This window comes from Lelliottia nimipressuralis (assembly GCF_041464075.1).
Lineage (GTDB): Bacteria > Pseudomonadota > Gammaproteobacteria > Enterobacterales > Enterobacteriaceae > Enterobacter > Enterobacter nimipressuralis.
This window is the reverse complement of the sequence record NZ_CP167172.1, coordinates 2012224-2028587: the sequence shown is the minus strand read 5'-3', so window position 1 is coordinate 2028587 and position 16364 is coordinate 2012224. Positions and strand designations below refer to the sequence as shown.

General features: G+C 56.4%; 16 protein-coding genes. 5 read left to right on the top strand and 11 right to left on the bottom strand.

The annotated features are described in order from the left end of the window. Positions 1 to 83: 83 nt before the first annotated feature. Complete coding sequence (gene pntB, locus ACB496_RS09530) at positions 84 to 1472, bottom strand: Re/Si-specific NAD(P)(+) transhydrogenase subunit beta (RefSeq protein WP_100780347.1); 1389 nt, start codon at positions 1470 to 1472, stop codon at positions 84 to 86. Between the two features lie 10 nt (positions 1473 to 1482). Then, on the bottom strand, positions 1483 to 3012 hold the full coding sequence (pntA, locus tag ACB496_RS09525; protein ID WP_107703673.1) for a Re/Si-specific NAD(P)(+) transhydrogenase subunit alpha: 1530 nt from the start codon (positions 3010 to 3012) through the stop codon (positions 1483 to 1485). Between the two features lie 532 nt (positions 3013 to 3544). Here pntA and ydgH point away from each other — a divergent pair. The 3 genes from ydgH to folM all read left to right on the top strand — a co-directional run bounded on the left by ydgH (position 3545) and on the right by folM (position 6819). Then, positions 3545 to 4489 (top strand): DUF1471 family protein YdgH, encoded by a 945-nt coding sequence (ydgH, locus tag ACB496_RS09520; RefSeq protein WP_100780349.1) that lies wholly within the window; start codon positions 3545 to 3547, stop codon positions 4487 to 4489. 184 nt (positions 4490 to 4673) lie between these two features. After that, complete coding sequence (locus ACB496_RS09515; RefSeq protein ID WP_100780351.1) at positions 4674 to 6056, top strand: amino acid permease; 1383 nt, start codon at positions 4674 to 4676, stop codon at positions 6054 to 6056. Positions 6057 to 6096: 40 nt separating this feature from the next. Beyond that, positions 6097 to 6819: a dihydromonapterin reductase gene (gene folM, locus ACB496_RS09510; protein WP_371975041.1), complete on the top strand. Its 723-nt coding sequence runs from the start codon at positions 6097 to 6099 to the stop codon at positions 6817 to 6819. Here the strand turns inward: folM and ACB496_RS09505 are convergent. Continuing rightward, positions 6816 to 7151, bottom strand: coding sequence for a GlpM family protein (locus tag ACB496_RS09505; protein ID WP_102103591.1), 336 nt, complete (start codon positions 7149 to 7151; stop codon positions 6816 to 6818). The two genes, folM and ACB496_RS09505, sit on opposite strands and share 4 nt — an antisense overlap. A 127-nt stretch (positions 7152 to 7278) precedes the next feature. Here ACB496_RS09505 and rstA point away from each other — a divergent pair, with 127 nt between their 5' ends. Further along, positions 7279 to 7995, top strand: coding sequence for a two-component system response regulator RstA (gene rstA / locus ACB496_RS09500; RefSeq protein ID WP_100780354.1), 717 nt, complete (start codon positions 7279 to 7281; stop codon positions 7993 to 7995). On the opposite strand, the gene ACB496_RS09495 is transcribed toward rstA, so the two are convergent. Then, entirely contained in the window at positions 7962 to 8615 is a 654-nt protein-coding gene (locus tag ACB496_RS09495; RefSeq protein WP_371975040.1) for a CatB-related O-acetyltransferase, read from the bottom strand. The genes rstA and ACB496_RS09495 overlap by 34 nt on opposite strands. Before the next feature lie 606 nt (positions 8616 to 9221). After that, positions 9222 to 9395, bottom strand: coding sequence for a GnsA/GnsB family addiction module toxin (locus ACB496_RS09490; RefSeq protein WP_100780891.1), 174 nt, complete (start codon positions 9393 to 9395; stop codon positions 9222 to 9224). Positions 9396 to 9669: 274 nt separating this feature from the next. Between ACB496_RS09490 and rstB the strand changes: the two genes are divergently transcribed. Further along, complete coding sequence (rstB, locus tag ACB496_RS09485) at positions 9670 to 10968, top strand: two-component system sensor histidine kinase RstB (protein WP_371975039.1); 1299 nt, start codon at positions 9670 to 9672, stop codon at positions 10966 to 10968. 5 nt (positions 10969 to 10973) lie between these two features. Here the strand turns inward: rstB and nikR are convergent, their stop codons facing one another. The 6 genes from nikR to nikA are packed head-to-tail and all read right to left on the bottom strand — an operon-like array spanning position 10974 to position 16269. Continuing rightward, on the bottom strand, positions 10974 to 11375 hold the full coding sequence (nikR, locus tag ACB496_RS09480; protein ID WP_371975038.1) for a nickel-responsive transcriptional regulator NikR: 402 nt from the start codon (positions 11373 to 11375) through the stop codon (positions 10974 to 10976). Positions 11376 to 11386: 11 nt separating this feature from the next. Beyond that, positions 11387 to 12163, bottom strand: a complete 777-nt coding sequence (nikE, locus tag ACB496_RS09475) for a nickel import ATP-binding protein NikE (protein ID WP_371975037.1) — start codon at positions 12161 to 12163, stop codon at positions 11387 to 11389. Next, on the bottom strand, positions 12160 to 12924 hold the full coding sequence (gene nikD / locus ACB496_RS09470) for a nickel import ATP-binding protein NikD (protein ID WP_371975036.1): 765 nt from the start codon (positions 12922 to 12924) through the stop codon (positions 12160 to 12162). Before nikD ends, nikE begins: the two co-directional genes overlap by 4 nt. Then, the gene (gene nikC, locus ACB496_RS09465) at positions 12924 to 13757 is read right to left on the bottom strand and encodes a nickel ABC transporter permease subunit NikC (protein WP_371975035.1); all 834 of its coding nucleotides are present in this window, start codon (positions 13755 to 13757) and stop codon (positions 12924 to 12926) included. The genes nikD and nikC overlap by 1 nt, the downstream gene beginning before the upstream one ends. After that, positions 13754 to 14698: a nickel ABC transporter permease subunit NikB gene (gene nikB / locus ACB496_RS09460; RefSeq protein WP_123428917.1), complete on the bottom strand. Its 945-nt coding sequence runs from the start codon at positions 14696 to 14698 to the stop codon at positions 13754 to 13756. Before nikB ends, nikC begins: the two co-directional genes overlap by 4 nt. After that, positions 14698 to 16269 carry a nickel ABC transporter substrate-binding protein gene (gene nikA / locus ACB496_RS09455; protein WP_371975034.1) on the bottom strand — a complete coding sequence of 524 codons (1572 nt, stop codon included), beginning with the start codon at positions 16267 to 16269 and terminating at the stop codon, positions 14698 to 14700. The genes nikB and nikA overlap by 1 nt, the downstream gene beginning before the upstream one ends. Positions 16270 to 16364 lie beyond the last annotated feature (95 nt).

Genomic DNA, 16364 nt, shown 5'->3' with positions numbered 1-16364 from the left:
GATGGCGGCTTTTTTATGCCGGTTTGTCCGGCACTGAGGTTCGTCAAAGGCCCGGCAGCAAGCGCCGCCGGGCAATAGCGCGACTACAGCGCTTTCAGAATCGCATCCACGCTGGCTTTCGCATCGCCAAACAGCATGTGGGTGTTCTCTTTGAAGAACAGCGGGTTTTGTACGCCAGCGTAACCGGTGTTCATCGAGCGTTTGAAGACGATTACGTTCTGCGCCTTCCACACTTCCAGAACCGGCATACCGGCGATTGGGCTACCTGGATCATCCTGCGCCGCCGGGTTCACCGTATCGTTGGCGCCAATCACCAGTACCGTGTCGGTGTCGGCGAAATCATCGTTGATCTCGTCCATTTCCAGCACCACGTCATAAGGCACCTTGGCTTCCGCCAGCAGCACGTTCATGTGACCAGGCAAGCGCCCTGCCACCGGGTGAATACCGAAACGCACTTTGATCCCACGCGCACGCAGCTTCTCGGTGATTTCTGCCACCGGATACTGCGCCTGCGCTACCGCCATGCCGTAGCCTGGGGTGATGATCACTGAATGGGAGTTTTTCAGCATATCCGCGGTGTCTTCCGCCGTGATTTCACGGTGCTCACCCACTTCTTCGTCACCGCTGGATGACGCGCCGTCCGTACCAAAACCACCGGCAATGACGCTGAAGAACGAACGGTTCATCGCCTTACACATAATGTAAGACAGAATCGCACCCGACGAGCCCACCAGTGCGCCGGTAACGATCAGCAGGTCGTTGCTGAGCATAAAGCCCGCTGCCGCCGCTGCCCAACCGGAGTAGGAGTTCAGCATCGACACCACGACAGGCATATCCGCCCCGCCGATAGAGGCCACCAGATGCCAGCCAAACGCAAGCGCGATAACAGTCATCACCAGCAGCGCGAGCACCTGCATGCCGGTACTTTCGGTACGCACGAACACCACCAGCAGCAGGAAAGAGACCACCAGCGCCGCGAGGTTCATTTTGTGACGGTTTGGCAGCATCAGTGGCTTAGACGAGATTTTGCCGCGCAGTTTGCCAAAGGCCACGATTGAGCCGGTAAAGGTCACCGCACCGATGAAGATCCCGAGGAACACTTCGGTCAGATGGATATTGACCAGAATCGGTTCCATGCCCGGTTCGTGGTACAGATAGCTGTTAAAGCCGACCAGCACCGCCGCCAGACCGACAAAGCTGTGCAGAATCGCCACCAGCTCTGGCATTTCGGTCATTTCGACGCGTTTCGCCAGGCGAATACCAATCGCCCCACCGATAATCATCGCCACCAGGATCCACGCGACGTTGCCGGTATCCGGCCCGAAGATGGTGGCAATCAGCGCAATCGCCATCCCCGCGATACCGAAGTGGTTCCCGCGCTGCGACGTTTCGTGCTTGGAAAGCCCCGCCAGACTGCAAATAAACAGGATTGCGGCAACAATGTATGCAGCTGTTACTAATCCTCCAGACATATGCTACCCCTTAGCCTTTACGAAACATTTTCAGCATGCGCTGAGTCACGGTGAAACCACCGAAAATATTGATACTGGCGATAAGCACCGCGATAAAGCTCAGGAAGCTGATCCAGCCGCCGTGACCAATCTGCAGTAACGCCCCCACCACGATGATCCCTGAAATGGCGTTCGTTACCGACATTAAAGGCGTGTGCAGTGCGTGAGAGACGTTCCACACCACGTAGTAACCGACAACGCAGGAGAGCGCGAACACGGTGAAGTGGCCGAGGAACTCTTTCGGTGCCACGTCAGCGAGCCAGCCGAACAGAATAATCACCAGCGCCATCAGCGCGTATTTACGCCATGGAGAGACCGGTTTCGGCGGCTCTTTGGGTGCAGGTGCCGCTTTCTGCGCCGCCTGAGGCTGCGCGGAAACCTGAATTGGCGGAGCCGGCCAGGTGATTTCGCCGTCACGAATCACCGTCACGCCGCGCACTACCACATCGTCAAAATCAACAACCACGTTGCCGTCTTTCTCTTTACACAGCAGCTTCAGCAAGTTCACAAGGTTCGTGCCGTACAGCTGGGAAGACTGCGTTGGCAGGCGGCCTGGCAGATCGGTGTAACCGATGATTTTCACGCCGTTGGCGGTGGTCATCACTTCGTTCGGTACGGTGTATTCACAGTTGCCGCCGTTCTGCGAGGCCAGGTCGACAATCACGCTCCCGGCTTTCATGGAATCGACCATTTCACGGGTGATCAGCTTCGGCGCGGGTTTGCCAGGGATCAGCGCCGTGGTGACGATGATATCGACCTCTTTCGCCTGCGCCGCGAAGAGTTCCATTTCCGCTTTGATGAACGCTTCGGACATCACCTTAGCGTAGCCATCTCCGCTGCCCGCCTCTTCCTTGAAGTCCAGCTCAAGGAACTCGGCGCCCATACTCTGCACCTGCTCTTTCACCTCAGGGCGCGTATCAAACGCACGCACGATCGCACCGAGACTGTTCGCCGCACCGATCGCCGCAAGACCCGCGACACCCGCACCAATCACCATCACTTTTGCCGGTGGGACTTTCCCTGCCGCCGTGATTTGACCAGTAAAGAAGCGACCAAATTCATGGGCAGCCTCAACGATGGCACGGTAGCCGGCGATGTTCGCCATGGAACTCAACGCATCCAGCGACTGTGCGCGGGAGATACGCGGCACGGAATCCATCGCCATGACGGTGACGCCACGCGCGGCCAGTTTCTCCATCAGCTCCGGATTTTGCGCAGGCCAGACGAAGCTCACAAGCGTGGTGCCCGGATTTAACAGGGCGATTTCGCTCTCGGTTGGCGCATTCACCTTCAGGATTACCGGTGCCTGCCAGATCTCAGACCCGCTCACCACCTCAGCGCCCGCCTGAATAAATGCCTCGTCATCGAAGCTCGCCAGTTTGCCCGCGCCGCTTTCAACCGCGACGGTAAAACCCAGTTTAAGCAGCTGCTCGACCGTTTTCGGCGTCGCAGCAACGCGGGTTTCATTGGCTAACCGTTCTTTTGGTACCCCAATACGCATAGTTTTCCCTTCCATCGGTTCTTGATGATGGTTTGTCGATAAATGACCGCGATTTGCATAAGCGTCGCCAGGGATAGCCCTGACGGGTAAATAACCACGGAAAATAAAACAGTAACAAACTTTCTATAACCTACTGAAAATACCGCTTGTGATCTACAGCAAGAAAACACTATTTCTGACTTTATCTGTGAAAAATAAGTGATCGCGGTCTCTGACAGCGATATTTACCTTATTTTCATCGCCAGGGCCGATAAATAGCTCAAGCGAAGCGGTAAAACATGATATAGCGCCGTATTAGAACAACCCATTAACATTAAATTAACTTGTAAAAGTCATATGCTTAATCAGTTTTACTGCTCAAACGCTTGTTTACTCGACATATCAGTAAATGTTATCGAATTTGATCCTGTCGTGAGCACAGGGAGTGAAAAATCGCGCAGACAGCGACGGGTTTTAAATGCCATAATCGGCGACGAATTCAAATTAACAACAACACCAGTACCTGGTTTGCGCAAGGCGAAGGATTATTTTTATGAAGCTTAAGAACACTCTCCTGGCGTCCGCACTCCTTTCTGCGATCGCCCTGTCCGCTAACGCCGCGACAGAGTTAACGCCGGAGCAAGCGGCAGCGTTGAAACCTTACGATCGTGTGACGGTTACCGGTCGTTTTAACGCCATTAGCGATGCAGTGCGAGCAGCGTCACTTCGCGCTGATAAAGAGGGTGCCGCCTCTTTTTATGTCGTTGATACATCTGATTACGGTAGCGGCGGCAACCTGCGCGTCGTGGTCGATCTCTACAAGCAAGATGCGAAAAAAGCGGATGCGCCGAAAAACCGCGTCATTAATGGCGTGATGGAGTTGCCAAAGGATCAGGCGATTGCGCTTGAGCCGTATGACACCGTGACCGTCCAGGGCTTTTACCGCAGCCAGCCTGAAGTGAACGATGCCATCACCAAAGCCGCGAAAGCGAAAGGGGCTGCCTCTTTCTATATCGTGCGCCAGATTGACGCTAACCAGGGCGGCAACCAGCGTATTACCGCTTTCCTGTACAAAGCCGATGCCAAAAAACGCGTTCTGCAAAGCCCGGATGTGATCCCGGCGGATTCTGAAGCCGGTCGCGCAGCGCTGGCGAAAGGCGGCGAAGAAGCGAAGAAAGTGGAAATCCCGGGCGTGGCAACCACCGCGACTCCAAGTGCTGACGTCGGTCGTTTCTTTGAAACTCAGACCACTAAGGGCGGCCGTTACACTGTCACCCTACCGGACGGCACTAAAATTGAAGAGCTGAACAAGGCCACTGCCGCGCAGATGGTGCCTTTCGACAGCGTCAAATTCACCGGTAACTACGGCAACATGACCGAAGTCTCCTACCAGGTGGCGAAGCGTGCAGCGAAGAAAGGTGCGAAGTACTACCACATCACCCGCCAGTGGCAGGAACGTGGTAACAACGTGACCATCAGCGCAGACCTGTACAAGTAAATCATCAGGTGTGAAAAGGCGGCGCAATGCCGCCTTTTTTGTAACTTTTCTCTAATTTCTGCCTCACATCATTGCATGCCTGCAAGACACTCCGTAAAATCCCGCGCCTTAGTGTGATCCACCATTTTTATGCGCTTGTGCGAAATAATTATTCTGGATTTGGACCTTTCATAACAGGAAGCCAATGGAAAAGAAACTTGGCCTGAGCGCTTTAACTGCGCTCGTTTTAAGCTCCATGCTCGGTGCAGGCGTATTCAGTTTGCCGCAGAATATGGCGGAAGTCGCCAGCCCCGCGGCGTTGCTCATCGGCTGGGGGATCACCGGCGTCGGGATCTTGCTGCTGGCCTTTGCCATGTTATTGCTCACGCGCATCCGCCCGGATCTGGACGGCGGAATATTCACCTACGCCCGCGAAGGGTTCGGCGAGCTGATCGGCTTCTGCTCGGCCTGGGGCTACTGGCTCTGCGCGGTGATCGCCAACGTCTCCTATCTGGTGATCGTCTTCTCGGCCCTCAGTTTCTTTACCGATACGCCTGAACTGCGCTTCTTTGGCGACGGCAATACCTGGCAATCGATCGTCGGGGCGTCGGTGCTGCTGTGGTTAGTTCACTGGCTGGTGCTGCGCGGCGTGCAGACGGCCGCGAGCATTAACCTGGTGGCGACGCTGGCTAAGCTGGTTCCGCTGGGCCTGTTTATCGTGCTGGCGTTTATCGCGTTTCGTCTTGATGTTTTCAGCCTCGATTTCAGCGGTGTCGCGCTTGGCGTACCGGTCTGGGAGCAGGTGAAAAACACCATGCTTATCACCCTGTGGGTGTTTATCGGCGTTGAAGGCGCAGTGGTGGTCTCGGCGCGCGCCCGTAATAAGCGCGACGTAGGCCGTGCCACGCTGCTGGCGGTACTGGCTGCGCTGAGCGTCTATCTGCTGGTGACGCTGCTCTCCATCGGCGTGGTGGCGCGCCCTGAGCTGGCTGAGATGCGTAACCCGTCGATGGCGGGTCTGATGGTCAGAATGATGGGATCCTGGGGCGACGTAGTGATTGCGGCTGGGCTGATTGTTTCGGTCTGCGGCGCTTACCTGAGCTGGACCATTATGGCGGCAGAAGTGCCCTTCCTGGCCGCGACGCATAAGGCTTTCCCGCGCCTGTTTGCGCGTCAGAACAAAAACAGCGCACCCTCGGCGTCCCTGTGGCTGACCAACATCAGCGTGCAGGTCTGTCTGGTGCTGATCTGGCTCACAGGTTCTGACTATAACACCCTGCTGACCATTGCCTCCGAGATGATTCTGGTACCCTATTTCTTAGTCGGGGCTTATCTGTTAAAAATAGCCAGCCGCCCGGCACATTACATGGTCGGTGTTGGCGCTTGTCTCTACGGATTATGGTTACTCTATGCCTCAGGCCCTATGCATCTGCTGCTCTCTGTGGTGCTGTATGCGCCGGGTCTGCTGGTGTTTATCTACGCTCGCCGCACGCATCAGTTAGGTCACGCGCTCAAGCGTCGTGAAATGGCGTTGATTGGCATGTTACTGGTTGCTGCCGTACCGGCAACGTGGATGTTGATGGGATAAGCGCGACTTTTCCCATCGTTGAACGCTTAAGGAAAATACGATGGGAAATGCACCGCAACGCCCGATTCTGATTACTGGCGCTGGCCGACGCATCGGCCTCGCCCTTGCTCACCATTTTCTTAGCCAGCATCAGCCGGTGATCGTCAGTTACCGAACAGAATACGACGCTATTGAAGGATTGAGAAAAGCCGGTGCTGTCTGCATCCAGGCAGATTTTGCCACCGACGACGGGATTCTGGCGTTTGCCGACAAGGTAAAATCAACCACCGACGGTCTGCGCGCCATCGTGCATAACGCCAGCGCCTGGCTGGCGGAAACCCCGGAAACCTCGCTGAGCGAAACTCTCGCGGTGATGATGCAGATCCACGTCCACGCCCCCTATTTGCTCAACCACGCCCTGCAGGATTTGCTGTGCGGGCACGGTCACGCCGCGAGCGATATTATTCATTTCACCGACTATGTGGTGGAGCGCGGAAGCGACAAACATATCGCCTATGCGGCGAGTAAAGCGGCGCTCGACAACATGACGCGCTCGTTCGCCCGCAAGCTCGCGCCAGAGGTCAAGGTGAATGCTATCGCCCCGTCGCTGATTATGTTTAACGACCATGATGACGCGGAATACCGCCAAAAAGCGCTCAATAAATCACTGATGAAAATCGCGCCGGGCGAGAAAGAGGTGATCGATCTTATCGACTACCTGCTGACCAGCCGCTACGTCACAGGCCGTTCTTTTGGCGTAGATGGCGGCCGCCCGCTGAATTAGTGAAAGCGGCTCCAGAAGAAGATCAACACCCAGGCGCTGAGGCTCCAGCATACTACCGCCCCGCCCAGCGCCAGGGGTAAGCGCATCATGGCCGTGAAATACCACAGCGACAGAAGATAGATAAAATAGGGAATGATGGACCACATGCCAAAAACGATGGTGGTGCGCAGCGCGTCAATGCCACGCTCTGACGCCACGATATAGTGGGCAATGAGCGCAAAGGTCGGGAATAACGGAATCAGCCCGGCGATATAGTAATTTTTCGTCTTCGCTAAAATGCCAATCAGCACCACGACCAGCGCACCCAGCGCGGCTTTGATTAAGAGCGCCATTCTTTTCCCTTAACAATCAACTAACAATACCGGTCAGAATAACGGAACTCAGGTTAATTTAGAAAGATTAATGGAAGGTTAAGGTTACGCGGTGTATGTTGGCTTTTTTCACGAAAACAGACGTTGTATGAATAAGATCGTTTTTGTTGAGGACGAACCCGAAGTCGGCCAGCTGATTGCCGCCTATCTGGGAAAACACGATATGGACGTTATCGTTGAGCCGCGTGGTGACCGCGCTGAAGAGGTGGTGCTGCGCGAGAAACCGGACCTGGTCCTGCTCGACATCATGCTGCCCGGCAAAGACGGGATGACCGTGTGCCGCGATCTGCGCGCGCAATGGGACGGCCCGATAGTGCTGCTCACCTCCCTCGACAGCGACATGAACCATATTCTGTCGCTTGAGATGGGCGCGAACGATTATATTCTCAAAACCACGCCGCCTGCGGTGCTGCTGGCCCGTCTGCGCCTGCATCTGCGCCAGCGCGTTGCGACGGAAAACCAGACAGCCTCTGCCGCACTCACGCCCCACAAAGCCATGCGCTTTGGCACCCTGTCGATCGATCCCGTTAACCGCCAGGTGCTGCTTTCCGGGGTAGATATCGCGCTGTCGACCGCCGATTTTGACCTGCTATGGGAACTGGCCACTCATGCCGGGCAAATTATGGATCGCGATGCGCTGCTGAAAAACCTGCGCGGCGTCAGTTACGACGGTATGGACCGCAGCGTCGACGTCGCCATCTCGCGGCTGCGTAAAAAGCTGCTGGATAACGCCACCGAGCCGTACCGCATCAAAACCGTGCGTAACAAAGGCTATTTGTTTGCGCCGCATGCCTGGGAAACCTGATAACCCGACACGCTCCGTTCGAGCGCTGAAATATCCCCGGACGACAACAGCGGCTGCAGTTCCATCAGCGTCTCTTCCGGAAGCTGATACAGATTCAGCGCCAGCAGCCGCGCAATATCCTCTTCCGGTAGTCGATATTTCAGTATTTTTGCCGGATTGCCACCGACCACGGCGTACGGCGGCACGTCCTTGGTCACAACGGCTCCCGCCGCGACCACAGCCCCTTCGCCGATGGTGACGCCAGGCATGATCATGGCCCGCATTCCCAGCCAGCATCCATCCTGCAGCACCGTATCCCCACGCGGCTGATAGGCCTCTTTGATGGACTCCATAAACGGATAAAGGCTGAGCCAGTCCAGACGATGGGTGCTGTTCCCGCCCATCAAAATCACACACTCCGCACCGATACAGACAAAGTTACCGATGAAGAGCTGGTCCAGCTCGCCAAGCGGTTCCCAGTTTCTGCTTACCTCATCGCCGAGCAGATACCGCACCACCGAGCGCTCAAAACCCTTGTCCCAGCAGTCGCTGTAATAACTGTGCGTGCCTTTGATGTGAATATTGGGGTTCGTCACCGTCTGGTGAAGATATTCCGTCCTCGACCAATGTTTATCTGACATGTTTGACATCCTTTTCTGATGATATGAATGGGCTGATTATGCGCGATGGCGCTGTAACCGACTATCAACCACCCGCTACACAACGGAAATAAAAAACCGCCCGTAGGCGGTTAGTAGCAAGCTACCTGAGCGGTGGATCAACATCATCAGGTATGATGGGGTCAACGGGGTCAGTATCACCCGGCAGAGGGTCATCTACCGGTACAGGATCAACCCAATCTAGACGTTCAGTCACATTAACCTCCGACGAACGGTGTGTCAGGCACAGCCTGAGTCACTACTTTTTGCTTTTCTGCGGGCTCTTATCGTTGTCTTTCGGCGTATTATCCGGTTTTTTCGGCGTGTCTTTGTTGACTTGCGTAGAATAGTTTTTCACGGCTTACTCCAGTAGGGTATGCAGCCATACACTGCAGACTAAGTATAGGTCGGTGACCTCAATAAGCCATGCGAAGCGGCACTCCAGGCGGGTTCTGGCCCCTTCAAAAATCACCCGCGTGGAGGGCGTTGATAAAAAAAAGCCACCCGCCGAAAGCAAGCAGCTTAACTGTTATCTGTGATGTGATGATGCTAAAAAGCGAGGAATAGCAAAGTCATGTCGCGTGGTCATCAGAGAAGATTGATCTTTACCTCGTAACCTTCCAGACCGGTCATTGTTTCACGCTCAGTAAAATCTATGCCAGACACCTCTTTCCCGGTTTTTTTCCGAAGCTCTATGATTTTCTTTGAGATAAGTGCAGAAATCTCTTCCTCGGCTTTTCTTTTAAGATCATCAGCAGTCATAATTTCACCTCTTCTGTCCATCTACAGTGTCATAGGGTAAATATGAGGCCCATCCCTGACAGTTTCAAGTAACTCTATAAAAATTATAGACTATTCTGGTCTAGTTTTGCGCGTCATCGTATTTGGACCACGCCATGCGTTTGCATGTTGTCAGCCGGGGCAAACCCTGCTTTCATAGCCACTTACCTGGGGCATTGATGAACACAACACTGCCGGCCTGGTGCCCCAAAGGTAAAATCAGTTAGCTAACTCATTGTGTTAATGGTGTGATTTCATGAAAAAGCTGTTTGTGCAGTTTTATCTTTTGCTGTTTGTCTGTTTTCTGGTGATGACCATGCTGGTCGGGCTGGTTTACAAATTCACCGCCGAGCGCGCGGGCAGGCAGTCGCTTGATGACCTGATGAAAAGCTCGCTCTATCTGATGCGCAGCGAATTACGTGAAATCCCCCCGCACGACTGGGCGCGAACGCTGAAAGAGATGGATCTGAATCTGTCGTTTAATATGCGCATCGAGCCGCTCAAGAACTACAATTTAGACCCCCAGACCACGCAGCGCCTGCGCGATGGCGATATCGTGGCATTAGACGATCAGTACACCTTTATTCAGCGTATTCCGCGCAGCCATTACGTGCTGGCGGTCGGCCCGGTTCCTTATCTCTATTTTTTACATCAGATGCGCCTGCTGGATATCGCGCTGCTGGCGTTCATCGCCATCTCGCTGGCCTTTCCGGTATTAATCTGGATGCGGCCCCACTGGCAGGATATGTTGCGTCTGGAAGCAGCGGCCCAGCGTTTTGGCGACGGTCACTTTACCGAGCGCATCCACTTTGACAGCACCTCCAGCTTCGAGCGCCTGGGCGTGGCCTTTAACCAGATGGCCGATAACATCAATGCGCTGATCGCCAGTAAAAAAGCGTTGATTGACGGTATCGCCCACGAACTGCGCACGCCGCTGGTGCGTCTGCGTTATCGCCTGGAGATGAGCGAAAACCTGACGGAAGCAGAATCCCTGGCGCTCAATCGCGATATTGGTCAGCTGGAAGCGTTGATCGAAGAGCTGCTCACCTATGCCCGTCTCGATCGCCCGCAGAATGAACTTAAGCTCAGCTCACCCGATCTGTCGGCGTGGATACGCAGCCATATTGACGATGTGCAGAGTGTGAATCCGCAGCACACATTGCTGCTCGATAACAGCCCCGGTGATTACGGCGCGCTGGATATGCGTCTGATGGAGCGCGTGCTGGATAACCTGGTGAATAACGCCCTGCGCTACAGCGAAAGCAAGCTTCGCATCAGCCTGCATCTGAACGGCAGCGAAGCCAGTTTAGCGGTGGAAGACGATGGCCCTGGTATCGCCGCCGCCGAGCGTGAACGGGTTTTTGAACCCTTTGTGCGTCTGGACCCAAGCCGTGACCGCGCCACCGGCGGCTGCGGGCTGGGGCTGGCGATTGTTCACTCTATCGCTCAGGCGATGGGCGGGCGCGTCAGCTGCGACGAAAGCGATCTCGGCGGCGCAAAGTTCAGCTTTAGCTGGCCGATCTATCACCACATCACCCTTCCTGTCACGGTCTGATGACGTTACTTCTCATCAAGTAACGCCTGTAAATGCCCATGCCGCACGCCGCGCTGGGCAATCACATCATCGGCGAAATGCTGAATGTCTCCCATATCGCCTTTTAACACCGCGATCTCCAGACAATCTTCGTGGCTGACATGGACATGCAGCGTAGCGACAGAAAGATCGTGGTGATGGTGCTGCGTCGAGACCAGACGCCGCGCCAGATCGCGTTTCTCGTGCTCATACACGTAAGAAAGTACCGCGAATCCCTGCCTGCCATGCTCCTGGGTGGTCTCCTGCGCCAGCGTGCCGCGCAAAATATCACGGATGGCCTCTGAACGGTTATTGTAACTACGGCGCTGACTAAGACTGTCCAGCATCTCCAGCAAATCATCATCAAGCGTAATTGTGACACGTTGCATCTGATGTAACCTCAAAGTCTGGCGCGACGGCGCACGGGAAATGCGGGAAGGACCGCGTTTTGTAGTGTTTGTCCGGCGGCAGACGCAAAGGTTAATCGCTCACCGACGGTTTGCGTCTCCACGATGTTCCCCGCCTCCATCACCATCACCCGGTCGCAAAAGCGCTCGACCAGGCGTAAATCGTGAGTGATAAACAGGCAGGCAGTACCGAACTGCTGCTGGAGTTTTTTGAGCAGGCGAATCACGTTCGCCTGCAGCACCAGATCAAGATTCGACACGGCTTCATCAAGGATCAATAGCCTTGGTTCAACGGCCAGTGCCCGCGCCAGGCACACGCGCTGAAGCTGGCCGCCGCTTAGCTGCGGCGGGCGCTGAGTGAGTAGCGTGTCATCCAGCTCGACCGCCCGCAGCAACTCACGGGCGCGGGCCATCTGCTCTGCTTTAGACAGGGACAAAAGATGGCGCATCGGTTCGCGCAGAATTTCACTCACCGTTTTACGCGGATTCACCGCACTGATGGCATCCTGAAACACCATCTGAATTTCGCGGCGAAACGCTTTTTTCCGGGATCGGTTGAGCTGCGAAAGCGGCGCCCCCTGCCAGAAGACGTCGCCCTGGCTCGGGGATTCCAGCCCTACCAGCAGGCGCGCAAGCGTACTTTTCCCGCAGCCGCTGCGGCCCAGTAGCGCCACGGTTTCACCGGTTTTCAGACTCATGGCGACGTTGTTCAGCACCCACTCTGAGCGAGCGTATTGATGTGAAAGCGCAGAAACAGAAAGCAGTGTCATTGGGTCAACTCCATGCCATACAGGGCCAGATGCGCCGACACCAGCCCGCGCGTCACCGGATGCTGTGGCGCGCGAAACAGCGTCTCAACGTCGCCCTGCTCGACAATGACGCCGTTGTCCATCACCGCCACGTCATCCGCGAGGCGCGCCACGACGCCCATATCGTGCGTCACCAGCAGCATACCGGGCGCGCGGGTGTGCATGATGTCATCCAGCAGATCCAGAATGCGCGACTGGGCCACGGCATCGAGATCGGTGGTCGGCTCGTCGGCGATGATAAACGGCGCGTCACACAGCACGGCCATGGCGATCATCATCCGTTGCAACATGCCGCCGCTCATCTCGAAGGGATAGAGCTTCAGCACGCGTTCCGCCTCGTCCAGCCCGACGGCCTTTAATGCGGCGATAAGCGCGGTGTCATCGGAATTTTTACCCAGCGCCTGACAGGTCTCCCTGGCGTGGATAGCCATGGTATGCAGCGGATTAAAGGCGCTGCGCGGGTTTTGCATAATGGTCGCGATCTTAATCCCCCGCAGGGAGGCTGGCGCCACCGTCTCGCCGTCGGCCAGAATCCGTCCTGCCGTCTGACGCACACCGGCAGGCAATACGCCGAGCGCAGCGGCACAGGTCAGGGATTTCCCGCTGCCGCTGCCCCCCACCAGCGCCAGCACCCGCCCGCGTTTGAGCTTCAGCGAGACGCCGTTGACTAACGTGCGATCCGCCTCGAGCACGATATTCTGCAAATCAATCTGCTTTGGCATCAGTGGGCATGCTCCGTGACCAGATGAGGATCGAGGTGATCGCGCAGGGCGTCACCCACCAGATTAAACGCCATCACGCTGATAAACAGCGCCAGCCCCGGCCAGAACATCTGCAACGGCTGCGTCCAGATATACTGACGTGCATCGTTAATCATCACGCCCCACTCGGGCGTCGGGGCCGTCACGCCCAGTCCGAGAAATGACATCCCCGCGACGTGCAGCATCATATGACCGATATCAAGCGTCGCCAGCACCAGCAGTGACGGCAGCGCCGCCCCCGTCAGATGGTCGACAAAAATACGCACATGCCCGGCCCCCGACATCCGCGACGCAAGGACAAACTCCCGCTGACGCAGCGCGATCACCAGGCTGCGCACCATCCGCGCGTACCAGGCCCAGTGGGAAAGCGCGATGGCGATGATGACGTTAGTCAGCCCCGTCCCCAGCACACCCACGAGGAAGAACGACAAAATCGAGGTCGGAAAGGTCATGAACATATCTGCGATGCGCATGGTGAACTGATCCACGCGCCCGCCAAGCAGCCCGGCCGCCCCGCCGATGGTCATTCCCAGAATCAGCACCAGCAGTAGACAGGCCATCACCGACCCCAGAGAGACGCGCGTTGCCGCCAGCAGTCGCGAAAAGATATCGCGCCCCAGATGGTCGGTGCCGAGCCAGTGCTGGCTGTCGGGTGACAGAAGCCGCGACGGCAGATCAATCGCCTGCGGATCGTACGGCAGCCACCACTGGCTGGTGAAGGCAATCGCCGCCAGCAATGCAATCATCATCATCGCCAGCCGGACAGGCCAGCATGCAGAACGGTAAAAATTCATGCGTGCGCTCCTTCATGACGACGAATGCGCGGGTCAAGCGCTGCATTCAGCACATCCACCGCCAGATTGCAGAGGACAAAAACCACCACCATGATCAGCGTAAAACACTGAATGACCGGATAGTCGCGGTTAAAAATCGCCGAGACGGCGTAACGCCCTACGCCCGGCCAGGCGAAGATGTTCTCGATGATCATCGTCCCGCCGATCAGCTCGCCGATGTGCATTCCCACCGCCGTGATCATCGGCAGTGAGGCATTGCGCAAAATATGGCGGCGCTCGGTCTGTTTATGGCTCAGGCCGCGCAGACGCGCCCAGGTGACGTGCCGCTGCCCGGCAACATCCAGCATGCTGGCGCGCAGCAGCCGGGCGTTAATCGCCAGCGACATAAAGGCAATCGACACGGCGGGCAGAATCAGATGCTGCCAGTCGCCATAGCCCATCGCCGGGAGCCATTTGAGATAAACCGAAAAGAACATCACCAGCAAAAACGCCAGCCAGAAGTTGGGCATGGAGACGCCAAGGAAAGAGATCACCCGGACGATGAAATCCGGCAGCCGATCGCGATGGCGCGCGGCCCAAATACCCAGTGGCACGGAGGTGAGCAGGATCAGCACCAGCGCCGCACCGGCCAGCAGCAGCGTTGCGGGCAGAAAATGCATAACGTCGTCCAGCACCGGGCGCTGGGTGGCGAAAGAGATGCCAAAATCCAGGTGCAACGCCCGCCACAGCCAGGTGCCGTACTGCACGATTAACGGCTGATCCAGGCCAAGCATCACGCGGGTAGAGGCCACCATCTCCGGCGTGGGGGGCAAATTAGACAGACGCAGATAATCCAGCGCCGGATCGCCGGTGCCGAGTCTCAGCATCAGAAAGATAATCACCGAGGCGGCGAACACCATCGGGATCAGCAGCAGTATGCGCCGCAATATATAGCGCCACATCAGGGTTTCACCGGCTGGATAAGTTCAAACGGAATGTCGGACGCAATGGGCGCAAACGGGATTACCCCAAGTTCAGGCTTCGCCACCACCATCATCGACACATAGCTAATCGGCAGATAGACCGCGTCGTTATGCAGTCGGATCAAAATATCGCGGTATAACGCCTGACGCTGAGGTTCATCGCGGGTGGAAAGCACTTCGCCAATCTCTTTATCAATGACGGGCTTATCTGCGAGCCCCCGCTGCGCCTGATAATCGGCGTGGGACGGCACGCGCATCGAGCTCATAAAGGCATGCGGATCGTAAGGCGCGCCCCAGGTGCGGTTGAAAATCATGCCGAATCGACCGTCGCGCTGCCGGGCGTAGATACTGCTCTCCTCTTCCCCCACCAGCGCCACATCGACGCCCACCTGACGCATATCGGCCTGAATGATTTCCGCCATCGATTTGCTCAGGGCATCGGTGCCGATATAGGCAAGCTCAACCCGCAACGGCTGACCATTTTTCTCACGGATGGCTTTTCCGCTCACGGCCTTCCAGCCCGCCTGTTCCAGCAGCGTTGTGGCCTGCTTTGGATCGTACTCGCGCGGCTTGAGGCCGATGTTTGCATAAGGCACTGTCGGTGCGAACAGCGTGTCCGCCACTTTTTGCGTACCGTACAGGGCGTTATCGATCAGGGATTTTTTGTTCACCGCATAGTTCAGCGCTTCGCGCACCGCCAGATCGTCCGTCGGCGCTTTGGAGGAGTTCAGCGCCAGCATGACCGTTTCAACGGGCTGGGAAAGCTGGGTGCGGTAGTGTGGGCTTTGGCTGAAGCGGGCGAAGGTATCGAGAGGCAGCAGCCCTTCGTTACCATACAGCAGGTCAATATCACCTGTTTCAAACGCCACGGCGCGGGTCGTGGGGTCCGGGATCACCTTCACGGTGATCTGTCGGATGGCGGGCTTTTTACCCCAGTAGCGATCGTTGCGCACCAGCACGTCAACCTGATTAAGCCTGGACTCTTTCAACACCCACGGCCCGGTTCCGATTGGCGCGTTAATGCCGTTCATCGTTTCATTATTTTTAAACTGCGACGGGGCGATAAAGCGGAAAGGACGCGGCAGCGCGAGCTCCTGTAAGAACGGGTAATAGGCGCTTTTCAGGGTGATTTGCAGCTCAGAGTCACTCAGGGCTTTAACATCCGTGATCTGCCGGGCCAGCTCCAGCCAGGCGTGGCGCTGGCGGTTATCGAGCACAGCGCGGAAGTTCTCGGCGGCGGCCTGCGCGTTAAAAGGTTCGCCGTTGGAAAACGTGACACCGTCACGAAGCGTAAATACCCAGGTTTTGCCATCCGCCGTGTGGGTCCAGCTTTTCGCAAGCCAGGGTATGACCGAACCATCGGCCTGATACTTCACCAGCGGCTCGTAGACCATGCTCTGGGCAAACATTTGATTGGGCGTATAAAGATGGGGATTGAGCGGTCCTACATTGACGGGCCACGCGGTTGTCAGTTCGTCGGGAGCGGCTGCCTGTGCGAAGAACGACGCGCACGCCAGCAGCGCGCAGACAATACGGCCAGGTCTGGACAAGGATTGCCTCTTACCATTTAGGGGTAGATAAAACGTGTGACGATTTTAGGTTTTCATCATACTTTTTACCTGTTCTGGATCAACCGAGGGGCCGC

Coding starts and splice junctions, on each gene's coding strand:
- pntB (WP_100780347.1), bottom strand. CDS start 1,472: ATGTCTGGAGGATTAGTAACAGCTGCATACATTGTTGCCGCAATCCTG.
- pntA (WP_107703673.1), bottom strand. CDS start 3,012: ATGCGTATTGGGGTACCAAAAGAACGGTTAGCCAATGAAACCCGCGTT.
- ydgH (WP_100780349.1), top strand. CDS start 3,545: ATGAAGCTTAAGAACACTCTCCTGGCGTCCGCACTCCTTTCTGCGATC.
- ACB496_RS09515 (WP_100780351.1), top strand. CDS start 4,674: ATGGAAAAGAAACTTGGCCTGAGCGCTTTAACTGCGCTCGTTTTAAGC.
- folM (WP_371975041.1), top strand. CDS start 6,097: ATGGGAAATGCACCGCAACGCCCGATTCTGATTACTGGCGCTGGCCGA.
- ACB496_RS09505 (WP_102103591.1), bottom strand. CDS start 7,151: ATGGCGCTCTTAATCAAAGCCGCGCTGGGTGCGCTGGTCGTGGTGCTG.
- rstA (WP_100780354.1), top strand. CDS start 7,279: ATGAATAAGATCGTTTTTGTTGAGGACGAACCCGAAGTCGGCCAGCTG.
- ACB496_RS09495 (WP_371975040.1), bottom strand. CDS start 8,615: ATGTCAGATAAACATTGGTCGAGGACGGAATATCTTCACCAGACGGTG.
- ACB496_RS09490 (WP_100780891.1), bottom strand. CDS start 9,395: ATGACTGCTGATGATCTTAAAAGAAAAGCCGAGGAAGAGATTTCTGCA.
- rstB (WP_371975039.1), top strand. CDS start 9,670: ATGAAAAAGCTGTTTGTGCAGTTTTATCTTTTGCTGTTTGTCTGTTTT.
- nikR (WP_371975038.1), bottom strand. CDS start 11,375: ATGCAACGTGTCACAATTACGCTTGATGATGATTTGCTGGAGATGCTG.
- nikE (WP_371975037.1), bottom strand. CDS start 12,163: ATGACACTGCTTTCTGTTTCTGCGCTTTCACATCAATACGCTCGCTCA.
- nikD (WP_371975036.1), bottom strand. CDS start 12,924: ATGCCAAAGCAGATTGATTTGCAGAATATCGTGCTCGAGGCGGATCGC.
- nikC (WP_371975035.1), bottom strand. CDS start 13,757: ATGAATTTTTACCGTTCTGCATGCTGGCCTGTCCGGCTGGCGATGATG.
- nikB (WP_123428917.1), bottom strand. CDS start 14,698: ATGTGGCGCTATATATTGCGGCGCATACTGCTGCTGATCCCGATGGTG.